Origin of the sequence: Cumulibacter manganitolerans (assembly GCF_009602465.1) — a bacterium.
GTDB classification, from domain to species: domain Bacteria; phylum Actinomycetota; class Actinomycetes; order Mycobacteriales; family Antricoccaceae; genus Cumulibacter; species Cumulibacter manganitolerans.
Map to the genome: position 1 here is coordinate 1 of NZ_WBKP01000061.1, position 18,454 is coordinate 18,454.

An 18,454-nucleotide genomic window follows, 5' to 3' on the forward strand; every position below is an offset into this window, starting at 1 on the left:
CCCCCCGGATCGCCCTGCAGGACGCCGCGACCGCGGACGAGGCGGCACGAGCGACCGGTTCGCCGGCGACGCCCGACGAGCCGGCACCCGCACCCGGGCCGCGGCGCCGCCGCCGGTGGGTCCCGGCGCTGGTCATGCTCGTCGTGGTCGCGCTGCTGGCGGGCGCCGGGTTCTGGTGGATGCAGTACGGCCGGTGGACCGAGGTCCCGGACTTCTCGCGCGCCCGCGGGCAGCAGGAGATCTCCACGCTCGCGAAGAAGGCCGACGTCGACGTCGCGCTCCAGGCCCCGCAGTTCTCCGAGACCGTCGGCGAGGGCTACCCGGTCGCGATCAGTCCGAAGCCCGGGACGAAGGTCACCCGCGGCAAGGACGTCCGCATCACCCTCTCCAAAGGCCTCGAGCGCTACATCTTCGACTCGAGCTGGCTCGGCCAGCCGGCCGCCGACATCCTGGCGCAGATCGACAAGCTCACGCACGCGAAGATCACGGTCACCCAGGCCCAGGACTACAGCGAGTCGGTCGCGAAGGACTCGGTGATCTCCTTCAGCCCGCCCGCCGGCACGGCGCTCAAGCCCGGCGAGACGGTGACGATGACGGTCAGCGCGGGCCGGAAGCCCGTTCCGTTGCCGGACGTCGCGGGCAAGTCGCCGGAGGCCGCCACCACGGCGCTCACCGATGCCGGCTTCGCGCCGACGGTCAGCCCCGACCAGGAGTTCTCCGACGTCCCCGCCGGGCAGGTCGCGCGAACCGATCCCAAGGCCGGTACGGAGCTGCAGCCGGGCGCCGGCGCCGCGGTGACCATCGTGGTCTCCAAGGGCCCCGACCTCGTCGAGGTCCCGTCCGTCACCGGCAAGACCACCGCCGACGCCAAGGCCGCGCTGGAGGCGGCGGGGTTCGCCGTCAAGGTCTCCACCGTCTTCACTACCCTGGGACTGGTTGCCGCGCAGTCCCCGTCCGGCGGCACGAAGGCGAAGCGCGGCTCCACCGTCACGATCCAGGTCGTGTGAGCCTCCCGCAGAGAGGAAACCGACCATGGTCATCGTGCTGTCCCCCGGCGCCGATCAGGACGCCATCGACGAGATCGTGCAGGTCGTCGAGGACGCCGGCGGCGAGGCCTTCATCTCCAAGGGCGTCAGCCGGACGATCATCGGCGTCGTCGGCAACGCGGGTGTCCTGGAGGCCCTGGAGGCCAAGGACCTCACCCAGCACTCCGGGGTGCACGAGGTCTTCCGCATCACCACGCCGTACAAGCTCGTCTCGAAGGAGAACCACTCGCACACCTCGACGGTCATGGTCGGCGACGTGCCGATCGGCCCGTCGACGGTCACCCTGATCGCCGGTCCGTGTGCCGTGGAGACGCCCGAGCAGACGCTCGAGGGCGCCCGGCTCGCGGTCACCGCCGGCGGCACGATCCTGCGCGGCGGTGCGTTCAAGCCGCGCACGTCGCCGTACGCCTTCCAGGGCCTCGGGGTCGAGGGCCTGCGGATCCTGCAGGAGGTCGGTCGCGAGGTCGGGATGCCGGTCGTCACCGAGGTGGTCGACGCCGCGGACGTCGACGTCGTCGCCCAGCATGCCGACATGCTGCAGATCGGCACCCGCAACATGCAGAACTTCGCGCTGCTGCAGGCCGCCGGGTCGGTGGGCAAGCCGGTGCTGCTCAAGCGCGGCCTGACCTCGACGTACGACGAGTGGTTCATGGCCGCGGAGTACATCGCGCAACGCGGCAACCTCAACATCGTGCTGTGCGAGCGCGGGATCCGGACGTTCGAGCCGTCGGTGCGCAACACCCTCGACGTGACCGCCGTGCCGGTCGTGCACGACATGACGCACCTGCCGGTGATCGTGGACCCCTCGCACGCGGCCGGGCGACGCGACCTCGTCGTGCCGCTGGCCCGCGCGGGCCTGGCGGCCGGCGCGGACGGCCTGATCGTGGACGTGCACGCGCGTCCGGAGGAGGCGCTGTGCGACGGCCCGCAGGCGCTGTTCGGCGACTCGCTGACCGAGCTGTCGAAGGTGATGGCGACCTTCCCGGCGCTGCTGGGCCGCAGCCAGAACCAGCGCTAGCCCCTACAGCTCGATGGGCTGGCCGTGCGGAGTCCGCGCGGCGGCGTCGTGCCACGCCTGGGTGGTCCGCCGGATCTCGTCCCCGGTCGCGATGTGCTGCCGGCCGAGCAGCTCCTCGAGCGCGTCGGCCCACCGCTCGTAGTAGTCGCTGCCGTCGGCCGCGCCGTCGGCCAGGTGGGCGCCGAGCAGCTCGGCCCACTGCGGCCAGGTGAACAGCCCCCGCTCGTAAAGCGCGACCGTCATGGCGAACACCTGGGCCTGCCAGGGCGCCGCGAACACCTGCTCGTCGCCGCGCGGCGGCAGCGGCAGCGCGTCACCGCACGCGGCCGAGATCTCCCGCAGGGCCTGCGCCGCCGTCGTCATTCGGCCGCCTCCAGGTACGGCTCCCAGGCATCGATGGAGACCATGATCTGGGGGTCGCCGTCCGGCCCCCAGAGCTCGCGACCGGTGAACTCGACGGTGTACAGCCATTCCGGGGTCTTCTCCGGGCGCTCGCCCAACGGGACGGCGTTGCGGTCGGGGAAGACGTGCGCGCCGTGCACCGCGATGACGGTGCCGACGTGGGCGCGCGCGTACCGCGGCAACCGGGTGTGGCCGGCGGGGTTGAGCTCGCGGGTGCGCACCTGCTGGCCGACGGCGTACGCCGGGCGCGTGTCGGTGGGCCGTTCGTAGGAGCCCTGGCCGGCGAAGCCGGCGATCAGCTGGTCGGCCGTGCGGGCGGTCAGGTCGGTGCGCTCGAGGAGGTCGAGGGCGACGATCGCGTTCTCCAGCGCCAGCGTCCAGATCTTGTAGTAGCTGCTGGACAGGTAGATGCTCGGCGGCAGCTTCTCGCGCTCGTGCCGCATCTGGTCGATGTTCCACAGCCCGAGCGCGCCGACGGCCAGCGTGAGCGCCAGCGCCCGCTTCTCCCACTCCGCGTGGAAGACGTGCTGGTCGCTCTCGGGGACCACCGGGCCGAACGAGTGGAACCCGCCCATGTCGTGCACGCCGTTCATGAGACCTCCTGCTGCGTTCCGGCCAGTCCGGTGCCGATCATGCTGTTGCGGTTGACCAGCGCGGCCAGCTCCTCCTCGGTCAGGTCCTCGGTGCCCTCGGGACGCATGGGCAGCACCAGGTAGCGCACCTCCGCCGTCGAGTCCCACACCTTGATCTGGGTGTCGTCGGGCAGCTCGACGCCGAAGTCGGAGAGGACGCCGCGCGGGTCGATCACCGCCTTCGAGCGGTACGCCGGCGACTTGTACCAGACCGGCGGCAGGCCGAGCACCGGCCACGGGTAGCACGAGCACAGCGTGCACACCACCATGTTGTGCCGCTCGGGGGTGTTCTCGACGACCACCATGTGCTCGCCCTGGCGCCCGACGTAGCCGAGGGAGGCGATCGCGGCGTCGGCGTCCGACAGCAGCCATTCCTTGTACTTCGGGTCGGTCCAGGCCTTGGCGATGACGGCAGCGCCGTTGTGCGGGCCGACCTCGGTCTCGTACCGTTCGACGACCGCGTCGAGCGCGGCCCGATCGACCAGCCCGTGCTCGGTCAGCAGGGTCTCCAGAGCACGCACCCGAGCGTCCATCTCGGACAGCTCGCTGTACTCGGCGTGCTCGTGCTCCTGGGCATGCTCATGGCTCATGAGAGAACCCTACCCGGCCGACGCGGACGCGAAAAACGGCCGGCGGACAAGCCGCCGGCCGTTTGGTGGTGCGCGATCGCTAGATGTGCTCGGAGAGGTTCTCCCCGACGTGGGTGTGCGACTCGGTGTTCTGCCCGGTGTAGAACTCCATCGTCAGACCGGCCACCATGCCGAGCACGATGACCGCGCCGACGCCGATCAGCCACGGGTACCAGAACGCGACGCCGGCCCCGATGATCGCGGTCGACAGCGCGAGGCCGAACGGCCAGTACGACGCCGGGGCGAAGAAGCCGAGCTCGCCGGCGCCCTCGAGGATCTCACCGTCGGTGCGGTCCTCGGGACGGGCGTCGATGCGCCGCGAGATGAACCAGAAGTAGCCGCCGATGAAGAAGCAGAGCAGCCCACACAGCATCAGGCCGACCGAGCCGGCCGGCTCGAAGTCGGTGACGATCAAGTAGACGATCCCTGAGATCTCCAGGAACAGGCCACAACCGATGAAGATGGCGGATTCGAGCTTCATGACTCAGCCCCTTACCAGTTGTTGTGCGCGGTGCGCTGCGGGTTGAACGGGTGCGTGCTCGTCGCGTACGGCGCCTCGCCGATCGACTTCAGCGCCTCCGAGTTCGACTTGCCCGACTCGCGCGCCTTCACGTACTCGTCGTACTTGTCCGGCGCCACGACGCGCAGCTCGAAGTTCATCTGGGCGTGGTAGACGCCGCACAGCTCGGCACAGCGGCCGACGTACGCGCCCTCGGTGCCCTTCTTGATGTCGACGATGAACTGGTTGGTGCCCTGCCCCTGGGGGTCCGTCAGCGTGCCGTCCTTGTTGAAGCCGTGCGGGATGACGTCGAGCTTGTAGAGGAACTCCGGGATCCAGAAGGAGTGGACGACGTCCTGCGAGTGCACGCTGAACTTGATCTTCGAGCCGGCGGGCAGCACCAGCACGGGGATCTCGTCGGTGGTGCCGGTCGTCTTGACCATCTCGCTGGTGTTGGTGTCGGTCGTGTCGTCGTACTGGAACTGCCAGTTCCACTTGTACGCCGTGACCTCGACGCTGTGGTCGGGCTTCGCGGTGCGGTCGGTGACGAAGTTCTGCACCACGATCGTGTAGTAGAACAGGATCGCGATGGCGACGAACGGGAACGCTGTGTAGACGACCTCGAGCGGCAGGTTGTACGCCGTCTGGCGCGGGAGCTCGTCGTTCTTCTTGCGGTGGAAGGCCGACGCCCAGAAGGTCAGGCCCCACACGAGGCAGCCGACGGCGAGCGCGGCGACGCAGGACCACGACCACAGGAGGCGCATCTGCTCGGCCTGATCGGTGATGCCGGTCGGCCAGCCGAAACGCAGGTTGTCCTCGATCTCGGCGCGGGAGCAGCCCGCCAGCAACAGGGTGCTGAGCAGCGCTAGCCCGGCGGTGCGCCAGGCGCGCTTGTGTCGGTTGCGGGGCACGAAAGTCCTCCCTGTACGCGTGGCCCGCTGCGTGCGCGCACGCGAGCCGGCCAAACGGATCCAGATGTACGTCGATCAGACTAGTCGACCGGATACCGGGCCGTGTGGTCCGGGTCAGGTTTCGGCCCGGCGCGTCGTGGCCGCCTATTCTGACCGGGTCGGCCGCCGCCGATCGCCGCCTAGCAAGGAGTTCCGCCGTGCCCGTGCCCGTACTGCTCGACTGTGATCCGGGCATCGACGACGCCCTCGCGATCGCCCTGCTGCTGGGCACCGACCAGGTCGAGCTCGTCGGCATCACCACCGTCGCCGGCAACGTCGCGCAGGAGACGACGACCGCCAACGCGCTGCGGCTGACGGAGTTCTACGGCCATCCCGAGGTCGCGGTGGTGCCCGGCGCGAAGCACCCGCTGACCCGCGCCAACGTGTTCGCCGAGTACGTGCACGGGCGTGACGGCCTGGGCGGGGCGCCGATCCCGGCCGCGACCCGCCCGGCCGCCGACGGCTACGGGCCCGACTTCATCGTCGAGCAGCTGCGCCGGCGCCCCGGCGAGATCACCCTGGTGGCGGTCGGGCCGATGACCAACCTGGCGCTGGCGCTGCGCAAGGAGCCGCGGATCGCCGAGTGGGCGAAGACCGTCGTGCTCATGGGCGGCTCGTGGACGCGCGGCAACATCACCGCCGCCGCCGAGTTCAACTTCTACGCCGACCCCGAGGCCGCGGCCGCGGTGTTCCACGCCCCGTGGGAACCCGTGCTCGTCGGGCTGGACCTGACGCTGCAGGCGCGGGTGGACGACACCGTCATGGACCGGTGGCGCCGGTACGGCGAGCTGTCCGACCGCCTCCTGGTTCCCTCCCTGGCCAACTACTTCGACAACCGGGCGGCCGAGGGCACCATCAAGGCGCCGCGCTCGCACGTCTCCGCCGGCGTCGGGCCGGCGGTGCACGACGCCTGCGCCGCCGCGTACGCCTTCCGCCCCGACCTGTTCGCCGCGATGCCGGCGCTGACCCGGATCGAGACCCACGGCGAGTACACCTCGGGCATGAGCGTCGTCGACTTCACCGCTCCCCCGCGCCCCGCCGGCGAGGCGACCTCGCACACCAGCGTGCACGCCAACTCGACGGTCCTCACCGAGATCGACGTCCCGGCCTTCTGGGACCTGATGAGCGACTCGTTCGCGGTGCTCGCGCGACGAATGCAACAGTCCTAGGTACCGCGGGCGCGAATCGTTCGTCAGTACGCTTGCCTCTCGAGACTCGAGCCTACGAAGGAGCGACCCGTGTGCGGAATCCTCGGTATCTACCGGGCTGACGGCCAGGCGGCGGCGTACGCCGAGCCGGCGCGCGCGGCGCTGCCGCACATGCACCACCGGGGCCCGGACGACACCCAGGTCTGGTCCGACGAGAACGTCGTCCTCGCGTTCGCGCGGCTGTCGATCATCGACATCGAGGGCTCGGCGCAGCCGCTGTCGTACGACGGCGGCCGCTACCGGATCATCTTCAACGGCGAGATCTACAACTACCTCGAGCTGCGCAGCCAGCTCGCCGAGGAGTTCGGCGCGACGTTCGCCACCGACGGCGACACCGAGGCCATCGTCGCGGCGTACAAGTACTGGGGCGACGGCTGCGTGAGCCGGCTACGCGGCATGTTCGCGTTCGCCATCTGGGACACCGAGCAGCGCCGGCTGTTCGGCGCGCGGGACTACTTCGGCATCAAGCCGCTCTACTACGCCGAGCACGACGGCGCCGTGCTGTTCGGCTCGGAGAAGAAGTGCCTGCTCGACCTGATCGGCTCCGAGCCCGGCAGTGCCGCTGCACCGGTCGACACCCGCGCGCTGCAGGACTACCTCACCCTGCAGTACGTCCCCGAGCCGGCGTCCATGCAGACCGCGGTCCGGCGGATCGAGAGCGGCTGCACGTTCACCGTCGAGGACGGCGCCCTGGTCACCAAGCGCTACTTCGACCCGCACTTCCCCATCGTTCCGGTGTCCGGGGACGCCGCCAAGGCGGCACTGTACGACCGGATCGCCGACGTCATGGACGACTCGGTGCGCATGCACATGCGTGCCGACGTCACCGTCGGGTCGTTCCTGTCCGGCGGGATCGACTCGACCGCGATCGCCGCGCTCGCCAAGCGCTACAACCCCGACCTGCTGACGTTCACCGTGGGCTTCGAGCGCGACGGGTTCAGCGAGATCGACGTCGCCCGGGAGTCCGCCGAGGCCATCGGCGTCCGGCACATCACCCGCGTCGTCACGCCCCAGGAGTTCATGGACGCCGTGCCGCTGATCGTCTGGTACCTCGACGACCCGGTCGCCGACCCGGCGCTGGTCCCGTTGTGGTTCATCGCCCGCGAGGCACGCAAGCACGTGAAGGTCGTGCTGTCCGGGGAGGGCGCCGACGAGCTCTTCGGCGGCTACAACATCTACCGCGAGCCGCTGTCGCTCGCGGCGTTCGAGAAGGTTCCTGGCGCGGTCAAGAGGCTGCTCGCCTCGGCGTCCCGCCGGCTGCCGGACGGCATGCGCGGCAAGGACCTGCTGCGCCGCGGCACCATCCCGATCGAGCAGCGCTACTACGGCAACGCCCGGCTGTTCCGCGACGACGAGCTCGGGTTCCTGCGCTCGCACGACTCCGGGCAGTCGATCATGGACATCACCCGCGACATCTACGCGCGCGCCGGCCGGCTCGGCCTCGACGACGTGACCAAGATGCAGTACGTCGACCTTTTCACCTGGCTGCGCGGCGACATCCTGGTCAAGGCCGACAAGGTGACGATGGCGAACTCGCTCGAGCTGCGCGTGCCGTTCCTGGACAAGGAGGTGTTCGCGCTCGCCTCCACGATCCCGGTCGACCAGAAGGTCACCAAGGAGACCACGAAGTACGCGCTGCGGCAGGCGCTGCGCCAGGTGGTCCCGGCGCACATCTTCAACCGTCGCAAGCTCGGCTTCCCGGTGCCCACGCGGCACTGGCTCAAGGACGAGATGTACGACTGGGCGCGCCAGATCATCCGCGGCTCGGGGGCCGGGCACCTCATCGATCTCCCGGCGATCGAGGCCATGCTGGAGGCGCATCGCGCCGGTCCGCTGGACTACTCCCGCAAGATCTGGACGGTGCTGGTCTTCCTGATCTGGCACGCGATCTTCATCGAGGGCTCGCTCAAGCCCGAGATCCCCGACGTCCACTACCCGGTCCGCCTGTAGCCGGCCGCCGATCGGGTGGTGCGTCGTGCGCGGGCTTGTGTCTCCCGAGCGGGCTGATCACTCCGCCGGCGGGACATTACCCCGCTCGATCCGACGCAGCACCTCCGACGGCCGGGCCAGATCGCCCCACACCACCCGCACCACCTCGTAGCCGAGCGCACGCAGCCGGTCCTCGCGTTGTTTCTCGGCATACAGGTCACCGCTGCTGCCGTACTTCACCTTCCCGTCGAACTCCACGATCCGTCGCTCCGCCGCGAGCAGGAAGTCGACCCTGGCGATCACCTTGCCTCGCCGGTCCGTGATCGGCGCCTGCGGCTCGAGGCGGACGCCGCCGCGGTGCGCGATCAGCCGCGTAAGCGTCTCTCCTGGCGACTCGGTCGCCGGCTCGATGAGGTCGGCGAGCCCCCGAGCGCGCGCGGCGCCCGGGCACCGCCCGATCGCACGACTGGCGGCCACCACGTCATCCACGACAATCAACCCACGGTGCGCGGCCGCGTCCGCGGCGACAAGCCCGGCGTCCACCCCGATCTCGCACGCCACCTGGACGATTCCCACGGCCGCGGGTACCACCCGGGCTCCGTTGATCAGCACAGGTGACAGCCTCGGCCGCGACCGACAGATCTGGACCTCCGCCGTCCGGAGGGAATCGCCTCCGTTGCAGCGCACCAGCCGCGCTCGGGCCAGATCCGTGCCGTACGTCGGCAGGTCGTGGGCGAGCAATGCCGACTCGTGGCTGATGGCGAGCGCCTCGTCGTACGCGATCGCGATGGCGCGGGCCAGCTCCAGATTTCGGCCGCCTGCGGTGACCGGCGCAGGAGCGCTGGTCAGGATCCCGCGCCACAGGTTCCGCAGACCGCCGGTCGCGACCGCGCGATCGAGCTCCTTCCGGGTGCACCCGAGGGCGAACGCCTCGGAGCGGGTGATCAGCCCGTAGTGGTCTCCGAGGTGGGCCAGCAGGGCGCGCGGCAGCTCCATGCCCCCACCTTGACGTGCGGCGTAGCGACCCGGCTCGCCCGCGGACGCCGGATGTGGACAACGCGGCATTTGTGGACAACGCGGCAGCGAGCGGGTTGGAGCTTCGCGAGCGGGCTGGAGCTTCGGGAGCGGGCTGGGGCTTCGCGAGCGGGCCGATCGGTCCGCTCGCGGGACACGACCCCCCTCGGGAGGCACCAGCCCGTGCACACTTGCGCCGGGTCGTTAGGTGAGCAAACTATCTGCGATGCCGGGCGGCTCGTGTGGAAAAGTGTCGGCTATGGAATCCGTGGTCATCTGTAATCCCGTACGCACCGCGATCGGCGGCTTCAAGGGCGTCTTCACGCCGTTGCAGGCGCCGGAGATCGCTACCCAAGCGCTCAAGGGCCTCATCGCCCGCACCGGCCTGCAGCCCGGCCAGGTGGACGACGTCATCCTCGGGCAGTGCTACCCGAACGGCGAGTCGCCGGCGATCGGCCGCATCGCGGCGCTGGACGCCGGGCTCGGCATCGAGACCGGCGGCTGGCAGCTCGACCGCCGCTGCGGCTCCGGCCTGCAGGCCATCCTCAACGGCGTCGCGCAGGTCGCGATGGGCGTCGACACGACCGTGATCGCCGGTGGCGCCGAGTCGATGACGAACGCCGAGTTCTACGCGCTCGGTCTGCGCCAGGGCATCAAGGGCGAAAAGCTCGAGCTCGTCGACCGTCTGATGCGCGGCCGGGTCACCGCCGGCGGGCACACCTACCCGGTCGAGGGCGGCATGATCGAGACCGCCGAGAACCTCCGCGCCGAGTACACCGTCAGCCGCGAGGAGCAGGACGAGTTCGCCTACCACTCGCAGATGAAGGCCAAGCGAGCGATCGAGGAGGGCAAGTTCGCCGAGGAGATCGTCCCGATCACGCTGCCGGCGACCCGCAAGAGCCCCGAGCAGCAGATCACCGAGGACGAGCACCCGCGCCCCGACACGACAGTCGAGAGCCTGTCCAAGCTCGCTGCGATCCGCGCCAAGAAGGACGCCGACTCGACCGTGACGGCCGGCAACTCCAGCGGCCAGAACGACGCCGCGGCGATGTGCGTGATCACCACCGAGGCCAACGCCAAGGAGCTCGGCCTGACCCCCATGGTCAAGCTGGTGGGCTGGGCGCACGCCGGCGTCCCGCCGAAGACGATGGGCATCGGCCCCGTCCCGGCGGTCGCCAAGCTGTTCGCGCGCACCGGGCTGTCCTGGAAGGACATCGACCTCATCGAGCTCAACGAGGCGTTCGCTGCGCAGGCTCTCGCGTGCCTGAAGGAGTGGGACATCGCCGGGGACGACGAGCGGCTGAACGTCAATGGCTCCGGTATCTCACTCGGTCACCCGGTCGGCGCGACCGGCGCCCGCATCCTGGCGACGATGGCGTACGAGATGAAGCGCCGCGGCGCCCGGTACGGCCTCGAGACGATGTGCATCGGCGGCGGCCAGGGCCTGGCCGCGATCTTCGAGAACGTCAGCGAGTAGTCCTCAGCAACGACAATCGCCCTCCGGACCGAGGTCCGGAGGGCGATTCTCGTTGACTGCTGCAGGCCTAGCTGAAGCTGTCGCCGCAGGCGCAGGAGCCGGTCGCGTTCGGGTTGTCGATGGTGAAGCCCTGCTTCTCGATGGTGTCGACGAAGTCGATCGTCGCGCCGCCGAGGTACGGGACGCTCATTCGGTCGACGACGACCTCGACGCCGCCGAAGTCCTCGATCTTGTCGCCGTCGAGCTGCCGCTCGTCGAAGAAGAGCTGGTAGCGCAGCCCCGAGCAGCCACCGGGCTGCACGGCCACGCGCAGGCGGAGATCGTCCCGGCCCTCCTGCTGCAGCAGCGACTTGACCTTGGCGGCCGCCGCGTCGGAGAGCTGGATGCCGTTGCTGGTCTCGGTCGTAGCGCTCATGAGTTACCTCTATCTATGTCCGGATGCGGTGCGTTCTGCTGCAACCCGCAGTTCGGTGGGTTCATTCCCGACGTACGCACATATCGTACGCCGCTCCTCTGTCGGACGACGCGTCTCGCGCGCCACAGGGGACGGCGCTCACCGCAGCCAGTCGCGGGCAATCTGCTCGCTGACCTCGCGCAGCACGTCCGCGGCCTCGTGCATCGCCCGCTGCTCCCCCGCGTGCTCCACGAGCGAGTAGCTTCGGTCGATGCCGTACGCCGCCGCCTGGCGGCGTCCCAGGGACACCCGCCCCGCGACCACGACGCACGGCACGCCCTGCTCCTGCGCGAGGCGCGCGACGCCGCTGACGACCTTGCCGCGCACCGACTGCTCGTCGAAGGACCCCTCGCCGGTGATCACCAGCGAGGCGTCCGCCACGGCGTCGCCCAGCCCGACCGCCTCGCTCACGACCTCGAAGCCGCTGCGTCGTACGGCGCGGAGCGACAGCAGCGCGGCCCCCATCCCGCCGGCCGCGCCGGCGCCGGGCGCCGTCACGATCGGCGCGCTGACCGGCCGATCCCGCTCGAGCACTGCGCCCCAGTGCGCGAGCGCTGCGTCCAGCAGCCGGACGTCGTCCGGGCTCGCGCCCTTCTGCGGGCCGAACACCGCCGACGCGCCGTCCGGCCCGCAGAGCGGGTTGTCGACGTCCGTCGCCGCGACCACCCGCGCGGTGCGCATGGCGGCCGTCCCCGCGAGGTGGTCGACGCCCAGCAGCGGGAGGGCCCCGACCGGGACGGCGACCCCGGCCGCGTCGTACGCGACGACCCCGAGCGCGGCGAGCAGCCCGGCGCCACCGTCGTTGGTCGCCGATCCGCCCAGGCCCACGACGACGGTCCGGGCGCCGGCCTCGACCGCGGCCAGCATCAGCGTGCCGACGCCGTACGACGACGCCCACAACGGGTCGCGCCGTTCAGTCGCCTGCAGACCGGCCGCCTGCGCCGACTCGACGAACCCGCGACCGGCGCCGTCCAGCAGCACGGTGCCGGTCACCGCTTCCCCGTGCGGGCCCGTCGTCGGCACGTCGATGGCCCGCGCCGAGGCGATCGACCCGCGCAGGACGTCGATGAATCCCGGGCCGCCGTCGGACATCGGCAACCGCACGCTGTCGGCGCCCAGGCCGAGCCCGTCGGCGATCGATCTCGCCGCCTCGGGCGCGGTCAGCGTCTGGCCGAAGCTGTCGGGGGCGATGACGATCCTCATCCGTCGACCCTTTCATCCCGGCGCCGCCGGTGGGCCGCCGCGGTGCGAGAATGAACCCGCCTCGGACCGGCGAAGGGATCTTCAAGCAGATGAAGAGTGTGGCTGTCGATCTCGTGCGGCCGATGACCCTGGACGATCTCCCTCGTGTCGTCAAGATCGCTCGCCGGGCGTACGACGAGGACATCACCGACATGCAGGACGTCCGCGGCCTCGAGCCGTGGGCCGACCCGAAGAACGCCAGCGACCAGCTCGGCGACCGCATCACCTCGCACGACCTCGGCAAGCACATCCTGGCGACCGACCCCGACCTGTGCCTGGTGGTCGAGGACGGCGGCAAGATCCGCGGGGCCAGCATGGCGATCAACCGCGAGGGCACCATCATCATGTCGATGACCGCAGTGCCGCCGAAGCACCAGGGACAGGGCTACGCGGCCGCGCTCATCGAGCACCTCAGGACGCTCACCGACAACCACCTGCGCTCGATGGCCGTCGTGCGCGCCGCCGAGACGATCCGCACCCTGTTCCCCTGGAACTTCGACGTCCACCCGTCGATGCGCGCGGAGGGTGTCGTAGACCGCAGCCGGCTCCCGGCCACCAGCAACGTGCGCCCCGGCGGGCCGGACGATCTCGACCTGCTCGAGATGGTCGATCGCAGGCTGCGCGGCGCGGCGCGCGGGGCGGACCACACGCTGCTGATGAAGGGTGCCCGGCTCTTCGTCGCCGAGGACCGGTCGGCCCGCGGTTACGCGTACGCGCACCCCAACGGCTCTCCGCTGACGGTCGCCGCCACCACCACCGCCCTGGCCCGCGAACTGCTCTTCGAGTGTCTCGGCTCCGGCGACGACGGCCGCCCCGCCGCGGTCCGCAACATCACCGGCGAGCAGCGGTGGGCGTTCGACGTCGTACGCCGCCTGGGCATGGATCTGCACATCGCCGGCCCGGTGACCGTGCGCGGGATGGCGCTGCCCGCGCCCTACCTGCCGCACGACTCGCTGGGCTGACCGACACGGCTCGGCTCGCCGCCGCTGCGCCGTCGTCGGCGCCCGTCGCCGGTCGCGCTGCGAGCGCCGTCACCACGTATCCTGGAGGGCATCATGAAGATGCCCTGGTCGAAGCCTGCGCCCGCCGCAGGGGACTCCGTCACGTCACCCACGCCGTCCGCGCCCGTCGAAGAGGTCAAGCTCGATCCGACGGCTCCCAAGGGCCGCCCCACGCCGAAGCGCCAGCAGCGCCGTCAGCCGGTCCCGCCGCCGCCGACGACCGGCAAGGAGGCGCGCCAGCGGATGCGCGAGCGGGACAAGGAGCGCAAGGCTGCGGGGCTTCCCGCCGAGAAGCGGACGGTGAGCCCGCGCGAGGAGCGGATGCAGGCGCGCGACGCCGGTCCCGAGCGCGCCCTGGTCCGCAACATCGTCGACTCCCGGCGCAGCGTCAGCTCGGCCTTCCCACTGTTCGCGATCCTCATCCTGGTCGCGATGTTCTCCGGGCTGCCCACGAAGAACCCGCAGCTGTACAACTACGTCTCGTACGCCTGGCTGGCCTTCTTCGCGGTCATCATCATCGAGTCGTTCTTCCTCGCGCGGATCATCGGCGCGGCCGTCCGCGAGCGGTTCCCGAAGACGACGCTGCGCATGGGTTCGCTGCGCTACTACGGGATCATCCGCGGCCTGATGATCCGCCGGCTGCGCTACCCCAAGCCGGTCATCGAGCCCGGCGAGAGCTACTAGCCCGGGCGGCGGACGGTCACCCGTCGGGTCAGGACGGCGGGTGCAGGCTCATCCCGGTGTAGATGACCTCGTCGTCCTCGACGAGCGTCACCGAGTCGACGCCCTGCTCGAGCAGCTCCTGCCACCGGTCCCCGATCCAGGTCTCCGCCTCGCCCTGGTCGTCGAACTCCGGTACCTCGATGGCGCTCAGATCCTTGCCGTCGTTCGATTCCAGCTGCCACGTCCAGGCCATGGTCAACCCCTTCGTCGCCGTGCGTCGTCCGATTGTCCTACCGTACGTGGCTCTCGACGAACGGCGGCTTCACGATGGTCATCACCGAGGTGCGGCCGCGGACGTCGACCTGCACCTCGTCGCCCTCGCTGAGGCCGGAGTCGCGGCTGATCAGGGCCAGACCGATGCCCTTGCGCAGCGTCGGCGAGAAGGTCCCGCTGGTAACCTCGCCGACGGCGTCGCCGTCCGCGGAGCGCACCTGCATGTGGGGCCGCGGAATGCCGCGGTCGGTCGCCAGCAGCCCCCACAGCAGCCGCGCCGGCTTGTCCGACCGCTCGGCTGACAGGACGTCCTTGCCCCAGAACGCCGGCTTCTTCCATCCCACGGCCCAGCCGCTACGCGCCTGGTTGGGGGTGATGTCCATCGAGAGGTCCTGGCCGTGCAGGGGGTAGCCCATCTCGGTGCGCAGCGTGTCGCGGGCGCCGAGCCCGCACGCGGCGACCCCCAGCGCGGAGCCCTCGTCCATCAGCGCATCCCATACCGTCGCGGTCCGGTCCCAGGGGATCACCAGCTCATACCCGTGCTCCCCGGTGTAGCCGGTGCGGCACACGGTCAGCGGGACGCCGTCGTACTCGGCGCGCTCGAACGCCATGTAGTCGTGCCCGGTCGGCAGGCCGAGCGCCTGCAGCAGGTCCGCGGAGCGCGGCCCCTGCACGGCGATCACGCCGAAGTCGCGGTGCTGGTTGGTGACGCCGATCCCGTCGGGGGCGGCGTCCTGGATGCGGCGGACCACCTCGGTGGTGTTGGCCGCGTTGGGGACGAGGAAGACCTCGTCGTCGCTGATCAGGTAGGCGATCAGGTCGTCGACCACGCCGCCGGAGGCCTCGTCGCAGCACAGCGTGTACTGGGCCGCGCCGGGCGCGATCCGATCGAGATCGTTGGTGAGCAGCGAGTTCACGAAGTCCTTCGCGCCGGGACCGGCCACCGTGGCCTTGCCGAGGTGCGAGACGTCGAAGATGCCGACGGCCTCACGCACCGCCTTGTGCTCGGCCAGGACGCCGCCGCCGGCGTACTCGATGGGCATCTGCCAGCCGCCGAAGTCGGCGAGCTTGGCGCCGAGTGCCTCGTGGCGGTCGTGCAAGGGCGAGGTCAACAGTTCCTGCTCGGTCATACCGCGCAACTTATCGCGCCGCGGCGCGACCCACCATCCGGCGTCACGGATGAGCGGGCCCGGGCGGCCCGCGTAGGCTGATCCCTCGACCCACCACTCGCTCCGCCCGGAGGATTCACGTGACCGACCTCGCCCTGTCCGACCGCAGCCTCGACACCTTGAAGCTGGACGCCGTGATCGTCGGCGTCGCCCAGAAGGACGACGAGCTGATCATGCTCGACGGGGCCGAGTCCCTCGAGCCGGGCGAGCTGCTGGAGATGCTCAAGCTGGTCGGTGCCCGCGGCACCGAGGGCGAGGTGACGCGGGTGGGTCGCGCCGGCGCGACCCCACCGGTCGTCATCGCCGTCGGCCTGGGCTCGGCCGGGGACGACGACAGCGTGCACGCCGAGCCGTTCGACACCGAACGGGTACGCAAGGCCGCGGGCGCCGCGATCCGCGCCACCAACGGCATGGCGCACGTCGCGACGACCCTCGCCGGGGTCAACGGCGGCACCGACCCGGAGCTCGTCCAGGCCGTCGGGGAGGGGCTGATGCTCGGCGGCTACACGTTCGGGGAGTACCGCAGCGAGCAGCCGAAGCCCGCCGACCTGCCGGCCAAGAAGGTGACGCTGGCCGTCGACAAGGCGCGCGCGGCGGCCAACACCACCGCGCTGAAGCGCGCGGTGAAGATCAGCGAGGCGGTGGCCATCGCCCGCGATCTCGTGAACACTCCCCCGAACGATCTGTATCCGGACTCGTTCGCCAAGCGCGCCAAGGCGCTCGGCGCACCGCTCGGGGTCAAGGCGGAGATCCTCGACGAGAAGCAGCTCGCCAGCGGTGGGTACGGCGGCATCCTCGCGGTGGGCGGCGGCAGCGACCGCAAGCCGCGACTGCTCCGGCTGACGTGGGCTCCGGCCGGCGTTCGCCGTGGCACGCCCTCCGTTGCGCTCGTCGGCAAGGGCATCACGTTCGACAGCGGCGGCATCTCCATCAAGCCCGCCGCGAACATGGACCTGATGAAGACCGACATGGCGGGGGCGGCCGCGGTCATGGCCGCCACCCTGCTGGCCGCGGCGCTCGAGCTGCCCCTTCGGGTCGTCGCGACGATCCCGCTCGCGGAGAACCTGCCGAGCGGTTCGGCGTACCGCCCGTCGGACGTCGTCGTGCACCGCGGCGGCAAGAAGTCCGAGATCCTCAACACCGACGCCGAGGGGCGCGTCGTGCTGGCCGACGCCATCGCCCGCGCCTGCGAGGACGGGCCCGACTACCTGATCGAGACCGCCACCCTCACCGGGGCGCAGGTCGTGGCGCTCGGTGAGCGGACCGCGGGCGTCATGGGCTCCGAGGAGTTCCGGGACCGGGTCGCCGACGCCGGCACCTGCGTGGGCGAGGCCGCCTGGCCGATGCCGCTGCCGCAGGACGTGCGCGACGGCATGAAGTCGAAGACGGCCGACATCGCCAACATCGGCAAGGGACCCGGCGGGATGCTGGCCGCCGGGCATTACCTCAAGGAGTTCGTCGCCGAGGGCGTGCAGTGGGCGCACATCGACATCGCGGGCCCGTCGTACAACAAGGCGTCGGCGTACGGCTACGTCGCCGAGGGCGCGACCGGCACGCCGGTGCGCACGATCCTCCACGTGCTCGAGGACATCGTCGCCGCCGGCTGACGGAGGCTATGTCTTGTTGCGCGCCGACCAGTCGCGCATCCGCTGCGGGTACCCGGTGCGCTGGACGTCGTACACCGGGATCCTCAGCTCGGACGCGAGCCGCTGGGCGTCCTTCTCGGTCGTGCGCCGCCGCGTCCACTCCCCGTCGTGGGCGACGAGCAGCACGCTCATCGGCGTCACGTTCGTGCGCGGCTCGACGTACGCCTCGACGCTGCGCCGGGTCCGCACGAATTCGCGCAGGTGCGCCTTGTCGGCCTTGGACGGAGGACGGTCCAGGGCGCCCTTGGCAGGTGCCTTGCCGCGGCGAAAGCGATCCAGCAGAGCCAACTGATCCTCCTCGGTGACCGGGCGCGCATTGCGAACGGGAAAGTGACAAGATGTGACGGTACGTGTTCCGCAGCCCCGGCGCCGCGAATGCCAACCTGATGAGTCCTGGACCTAAGGAGATACCGCACATGTCGGTCTCGGTAACCATGCCCGCGCTCGGTGAGAGCGTCACCGAAGGCACCGTCACCCGATGGCTGAAGGCCGAGGGCGACCAGGTGACCGCCGACGAGCCGTTGCTCGAGGTCTCGACCGACAAGGTGGACACGGAGATCCCCTCCCCGGCGTCCGGCGTGCTGCAGAAGATCATGGTGCAGGAGGACGAGACGGTGGACGTCGGCGCCGAGCTCGCGGTGATCGGCGACGGGGCGGGCGACGGTGGCTCCGGCCAGGAGCAGGCTGCCCAGGAGCCCGCCGAGGAGGCTCCCGCGCCTGCGCAGGAGCAGCCCGCCGAGGAGACTCCGGACCAGTCCGCGCCGGCCGATGACTCCGCGCAGCAGGCGTCCGCCGAGCCCGCCGAGCAGCCCGCGCAGGGCCAGGGCGGCGGCGCGGCCTCCGGGACCGACGTCACCATGCCGGCGCTGGGCGAGAGCGTCACCGAGGGCACCGTCACCCGCTGGCTGAAGCAGGTCGGCGAGGAGGTCCAGGCGGACGAGCCGCTGCTGGAGGTGTCCACCGACAAGGTCGACACCGAGATCCCCGCTCCCGCCAGCGGCACCCTCCTCGAGATCCGCGTGCAGGAGGACGAGACCGTCGACGTCGGCGCCGTCCTCGCCGTCATCGGCCAGCAAGGCGCGCAGAGCGCGGCACCCGCGGCGGAGCAGCCGGCGCCGAAGGAGGAGGCCCCGCAGGCCCCGGCTCCGGCCGCGGCACCCGCCGCCAGCATCGCCCGCAACTTCCAGTAGGAACCGGGCTAC

General features: G+C 70.8%; 20 protein-coding genes. 9 read left to right on the forward strand and 11 right to left on the reverse strand.

Annotation, left to right across the window (positions count from 1 at the left end):
• Together F8A92_RS16000 and aroF are read left to right on the forward strand one after the other, a co-directional pair.
• Positions 1–1,007: PASTA domain-containing protein (locus tag F8A92_RS16000; RefSeq protein ID WP_153506177.1), on the forward strand; the 1,007-nt coding region annotated here is incomplete at its 5' end.
• A 25-nt stretch (positions 1,008–1,032) separates the two neighbouring features.
• Positions 1,033–2,064 (forward strand): 3-deoxy-7-phosphoheptulonate synthase, encoded by a 1,032-nt coding sequence (gene aroF / locus F8A92_RS16005; RefSeq protein WP_153506178.1) that lies wholly within the window; start codon positions 1,033–1,035, stop codon positions 2,062–2,064.
• A 3-nt stretch (positions 2,065–2,067) separates the two neighbouring features.
• On the opposite strand, the gene F8A92_RS16010 is transcribed toward aroF, so the two are convergent.
• The 5 genes from F8A92_RS16010 to ctaC all read right to left on the reverse strand — a co-directional run bounded on the left by F8A92_RS16010 (position 2,068) and on the right by ctaC (position 5,137).
• The gene (locus tag F8A92_RS16010) at positions 2,068–2,427 is read right to left on the reverse strand and encodes a nitrile hydratase accessory protein (protein ID WP_153506179.1); all 360 of its coding nucleotides are present in this window, start codon (positions 2,425–2,427) and stop codon (positions 2,068–2,070) included.
• The gene (nthB, locus tag F8A92_RS16015) at positions 2,424–3,059 is read right to left on the reverse strand and encodes a nitrile hydratase subunit beta (RefSeq protein ID WP_153506180.1); all 636 of its coding nucleotides are present in this window, start codon (positions 3,057–3,059) and stop codon (positions 2,424–2,426) included. Before nthB ends, F8A92_RS16010 begins: the two co-directional genes overlap by 4 nt.
• The gene (gene nthA / locus F8A92_RS16020; RefSeq protein WP_153506181.1) at positions 3,056–3,688 is read right to left on the reverse strand and encodes a nitrile hydratase subunit alpha; all 633 of its coding nucleotides are present in this window, start codon (positions 3,686–3,688) and stop codon (positions 3,056–3,058) included. The genes nthB and nthA overlap by 4 nt, the downstream gene beginning before the upstream one ends.
• Before the next feature lie 79 nt (positions 3,689–3,767).
• On the reverse strand, positions 3,768–4,208 hold the full coding sequence (locus F8A92_RS16025) for a cytochrome c oxidase subunit 4 (RefSeq protein WP_153506182.1): 441 nt from the start codon (positions 4,206–4,208) through the stop codon (positions 3,768–3,770).
• Positions 4,209–4,219: 11 nt separating this feature from the next.
• Positions 4,220–5,137, reverse strand: a complete 918-nt coding sequence (ctaC, locus tag F8A92_RS16030; RefSeq protein WP_153506183.1) for an aa3-type cytochrome oxidase subunit II — start codon at positions 5,135–5,137, stop codon at positions 4,220–4,222.
• A gap of 197 nt (positions 5,138–5,334) precedes the next feature.
• On the opposite strand from ctaC, the gene F8A92_RS16035 reads away from it, so the two are divergent.
• Positions 5,335–6,345, forward strand: a complete 1,011-nt coding sequence (locus F8A92_RS16035; protein WP_153506184.1) for a nucleoside hydrolase — start codon at positions 5,335–5,337, stop codon at positions 6,343–6,345.
• 69 nt (positions 6,346–6,414) lie between these two features.
• Positions 6,415–8,334: an asparagine synthase (glutamine-hydrolyzing) gene (gene asnB / locus F8A92_RS16040; RefSeq protein ID WP_153506185.1), complete on the forward strand. Its 1,920-nt coding sequence runs from the start codon at positions 6,415–6,417 to the stop codon at positions 8,332–8,334.
• A gap of 57 nt (positions 8,335–8,391) precedes the next feature.
• Here the strand turns inward: asnB and F8A92_RS16045 are convergent, their stop codons facing one another.
• Positions 8,392–9,309, reverse strand: coding sequence for a PDDEXK family nuclease (locus F8A92_RS16045; protein ID WP_153506186.1), 918 nt, complete (start codon positions 9,307–9,309; stop codon positions 8,392–8,394).
• Between the two features lie 277 nt (positions 9,310–9,586).
• Here F8A92_RS16045 and F8A92_RS16050 point away from each other — a divergent pair, with 277 nt between their 5' ends.
• Positions 9,587–10,804, forward strand: coding sequence for an acetyl-CoA C-acetyltransferase (locus tag F8A92_RS16050; RefSeq protein ID WP_153506187.1), 1,218 nt, complete (start codon positions 9,587–9,589; stop codon positions 10,802–10,804).
• A 67-nt stretch (positions 10,805–10,871) separates the two neighbouring features.
• Here the strand turns inward: F8A92_RS16050 and erpA are convergent, their stop codons facing one another.
• Positions 10,872–11,219 carry an iron-sulfur cluster insertion protein ErpA gene (erpA, locus tag F8A92_RS16055; RefSeq protein WP_153506188.1) on the reverse strand — a complete coding sequence of 116 codons (348 nt, stop codon included), beginning with the start codon at positions 11,217–11,219 and terminating at the stop codon, positions 10,872–10,874.
• A 138-nt stretch (positions 11,220–11,357) separates the two neighbouring features.
• Positions 11,358–12,461 (reverse strand): glycerate kinase family protein, encoded by a 1,104-nt coding sequence (locus F8A92_RS16060; protein ID WP_153506189.1) that lies wholly within the window; start codon positions 12,459–12,461, stop codon positions 11,358–11,360.
• Positions 12,462–12,550: 89 nt separating this feature from the next.
• On the opposite strand from F8A92_RS16060, the gene F8A92_RS16065 reads away from it, so the two are divergent.
• On the forward strand, positions 12,551–13,462 hold the full coding sequence (locus F8A92_RS16065) for a GNAT family N-acetyltransferase (RefSeq protein WP_194291544.1): 912 nt from the start codon (positions 12,551–12,553) through the stop codon (positions 13,460–13,462).
• Positions 13,463–13,555: 93 nt separating this feature from the next.
• Positions 13,556–14,185, forward strand: coding sequence for a DUF3043 domain-containing protein (locus F8A92_RS16070; RefSeq protein ID WP_153506191.1), 630 nt, complete (start codon positions 13,556–13,558; stop codon positions 14,183–14,185).
• Positions 14,186–14,213: 28 nt separating this feature from the next.
• Here the strand turns inward: F8A92_RS16070 and F8A92_RS16075 are convergent, their stop codons facing one another.
• Entirely contained in the window at positions 14,214–14,417 is a 204-nt protein-coding gene (locus F8A92_RS16075; RefSeq protein ID WP_153506192.1) for a hypothetical protein, read from the reverse strand.
• Positions 14,418–14,454: 37 nt separating this feature from the next.
• Positions 14,455–15,567, reverse strand: a complete 1,113-nt coding sequence (gcvT, locus tag F8A92_RS16080; protein WP_153506193.1) for a glycine cleavage system aminomethyltransferase GcvT — start codon at positions 15,565–15,567, stop codon at positions 14,455–14,457.
• Between the two features lie 119 nt (positions 15,568–15,686).
• Here gcvT and F8A92_RS16085 point away from each other — a divergent pair, with 119 nt between their 5' ends.
• On the forward strand, positions 15,687–17,213 hold the full coding sequence (locus F8A92_RS16085; RefSeq protein ID WP_228389504.1) for a leucyl aminopeptidase: 1,527 nt from the start codon (positions 15,687–15,689) through the stop codon (positions 17,211–17,213).
• Between the two features lie 6 nt (positions 17,214–17,219).
• Here F8A92_RS16085 and F8A92_RS16090 read toward each other — a convergent pair whose 3' ends face one another.
• A complete protein-coding gene (locus tag F8A92_RS16090) occupies positions 17,220–17,540 on the reverse strand; it encodes an oxidoreductase (RefSeq protein WP_228389505.1) in 321 nt (106 codons plus the stop codon).
• A gap of 128 nt (positions 17,541–17,668) precedes the next feature.
• Here F8A92_RS16090 and F8A92_RS16095 point away from each other — a divergent pair, with 128 nt between their 5' ends.
• The gene (locus F8A92_RS16095; protein WP_153506195.1) at positions 17,669–18,442 is read left to right on the forward strand and encodes a biotin/lipoyl-containing protein; all 774 of its coding nucleotides are present in this window, start codon (positions 17,669–17,671) and stop codon (positions 18,440–18,442) included.
• Positions 18,443–18,454 lie beyond the last annotated feature (12 nt).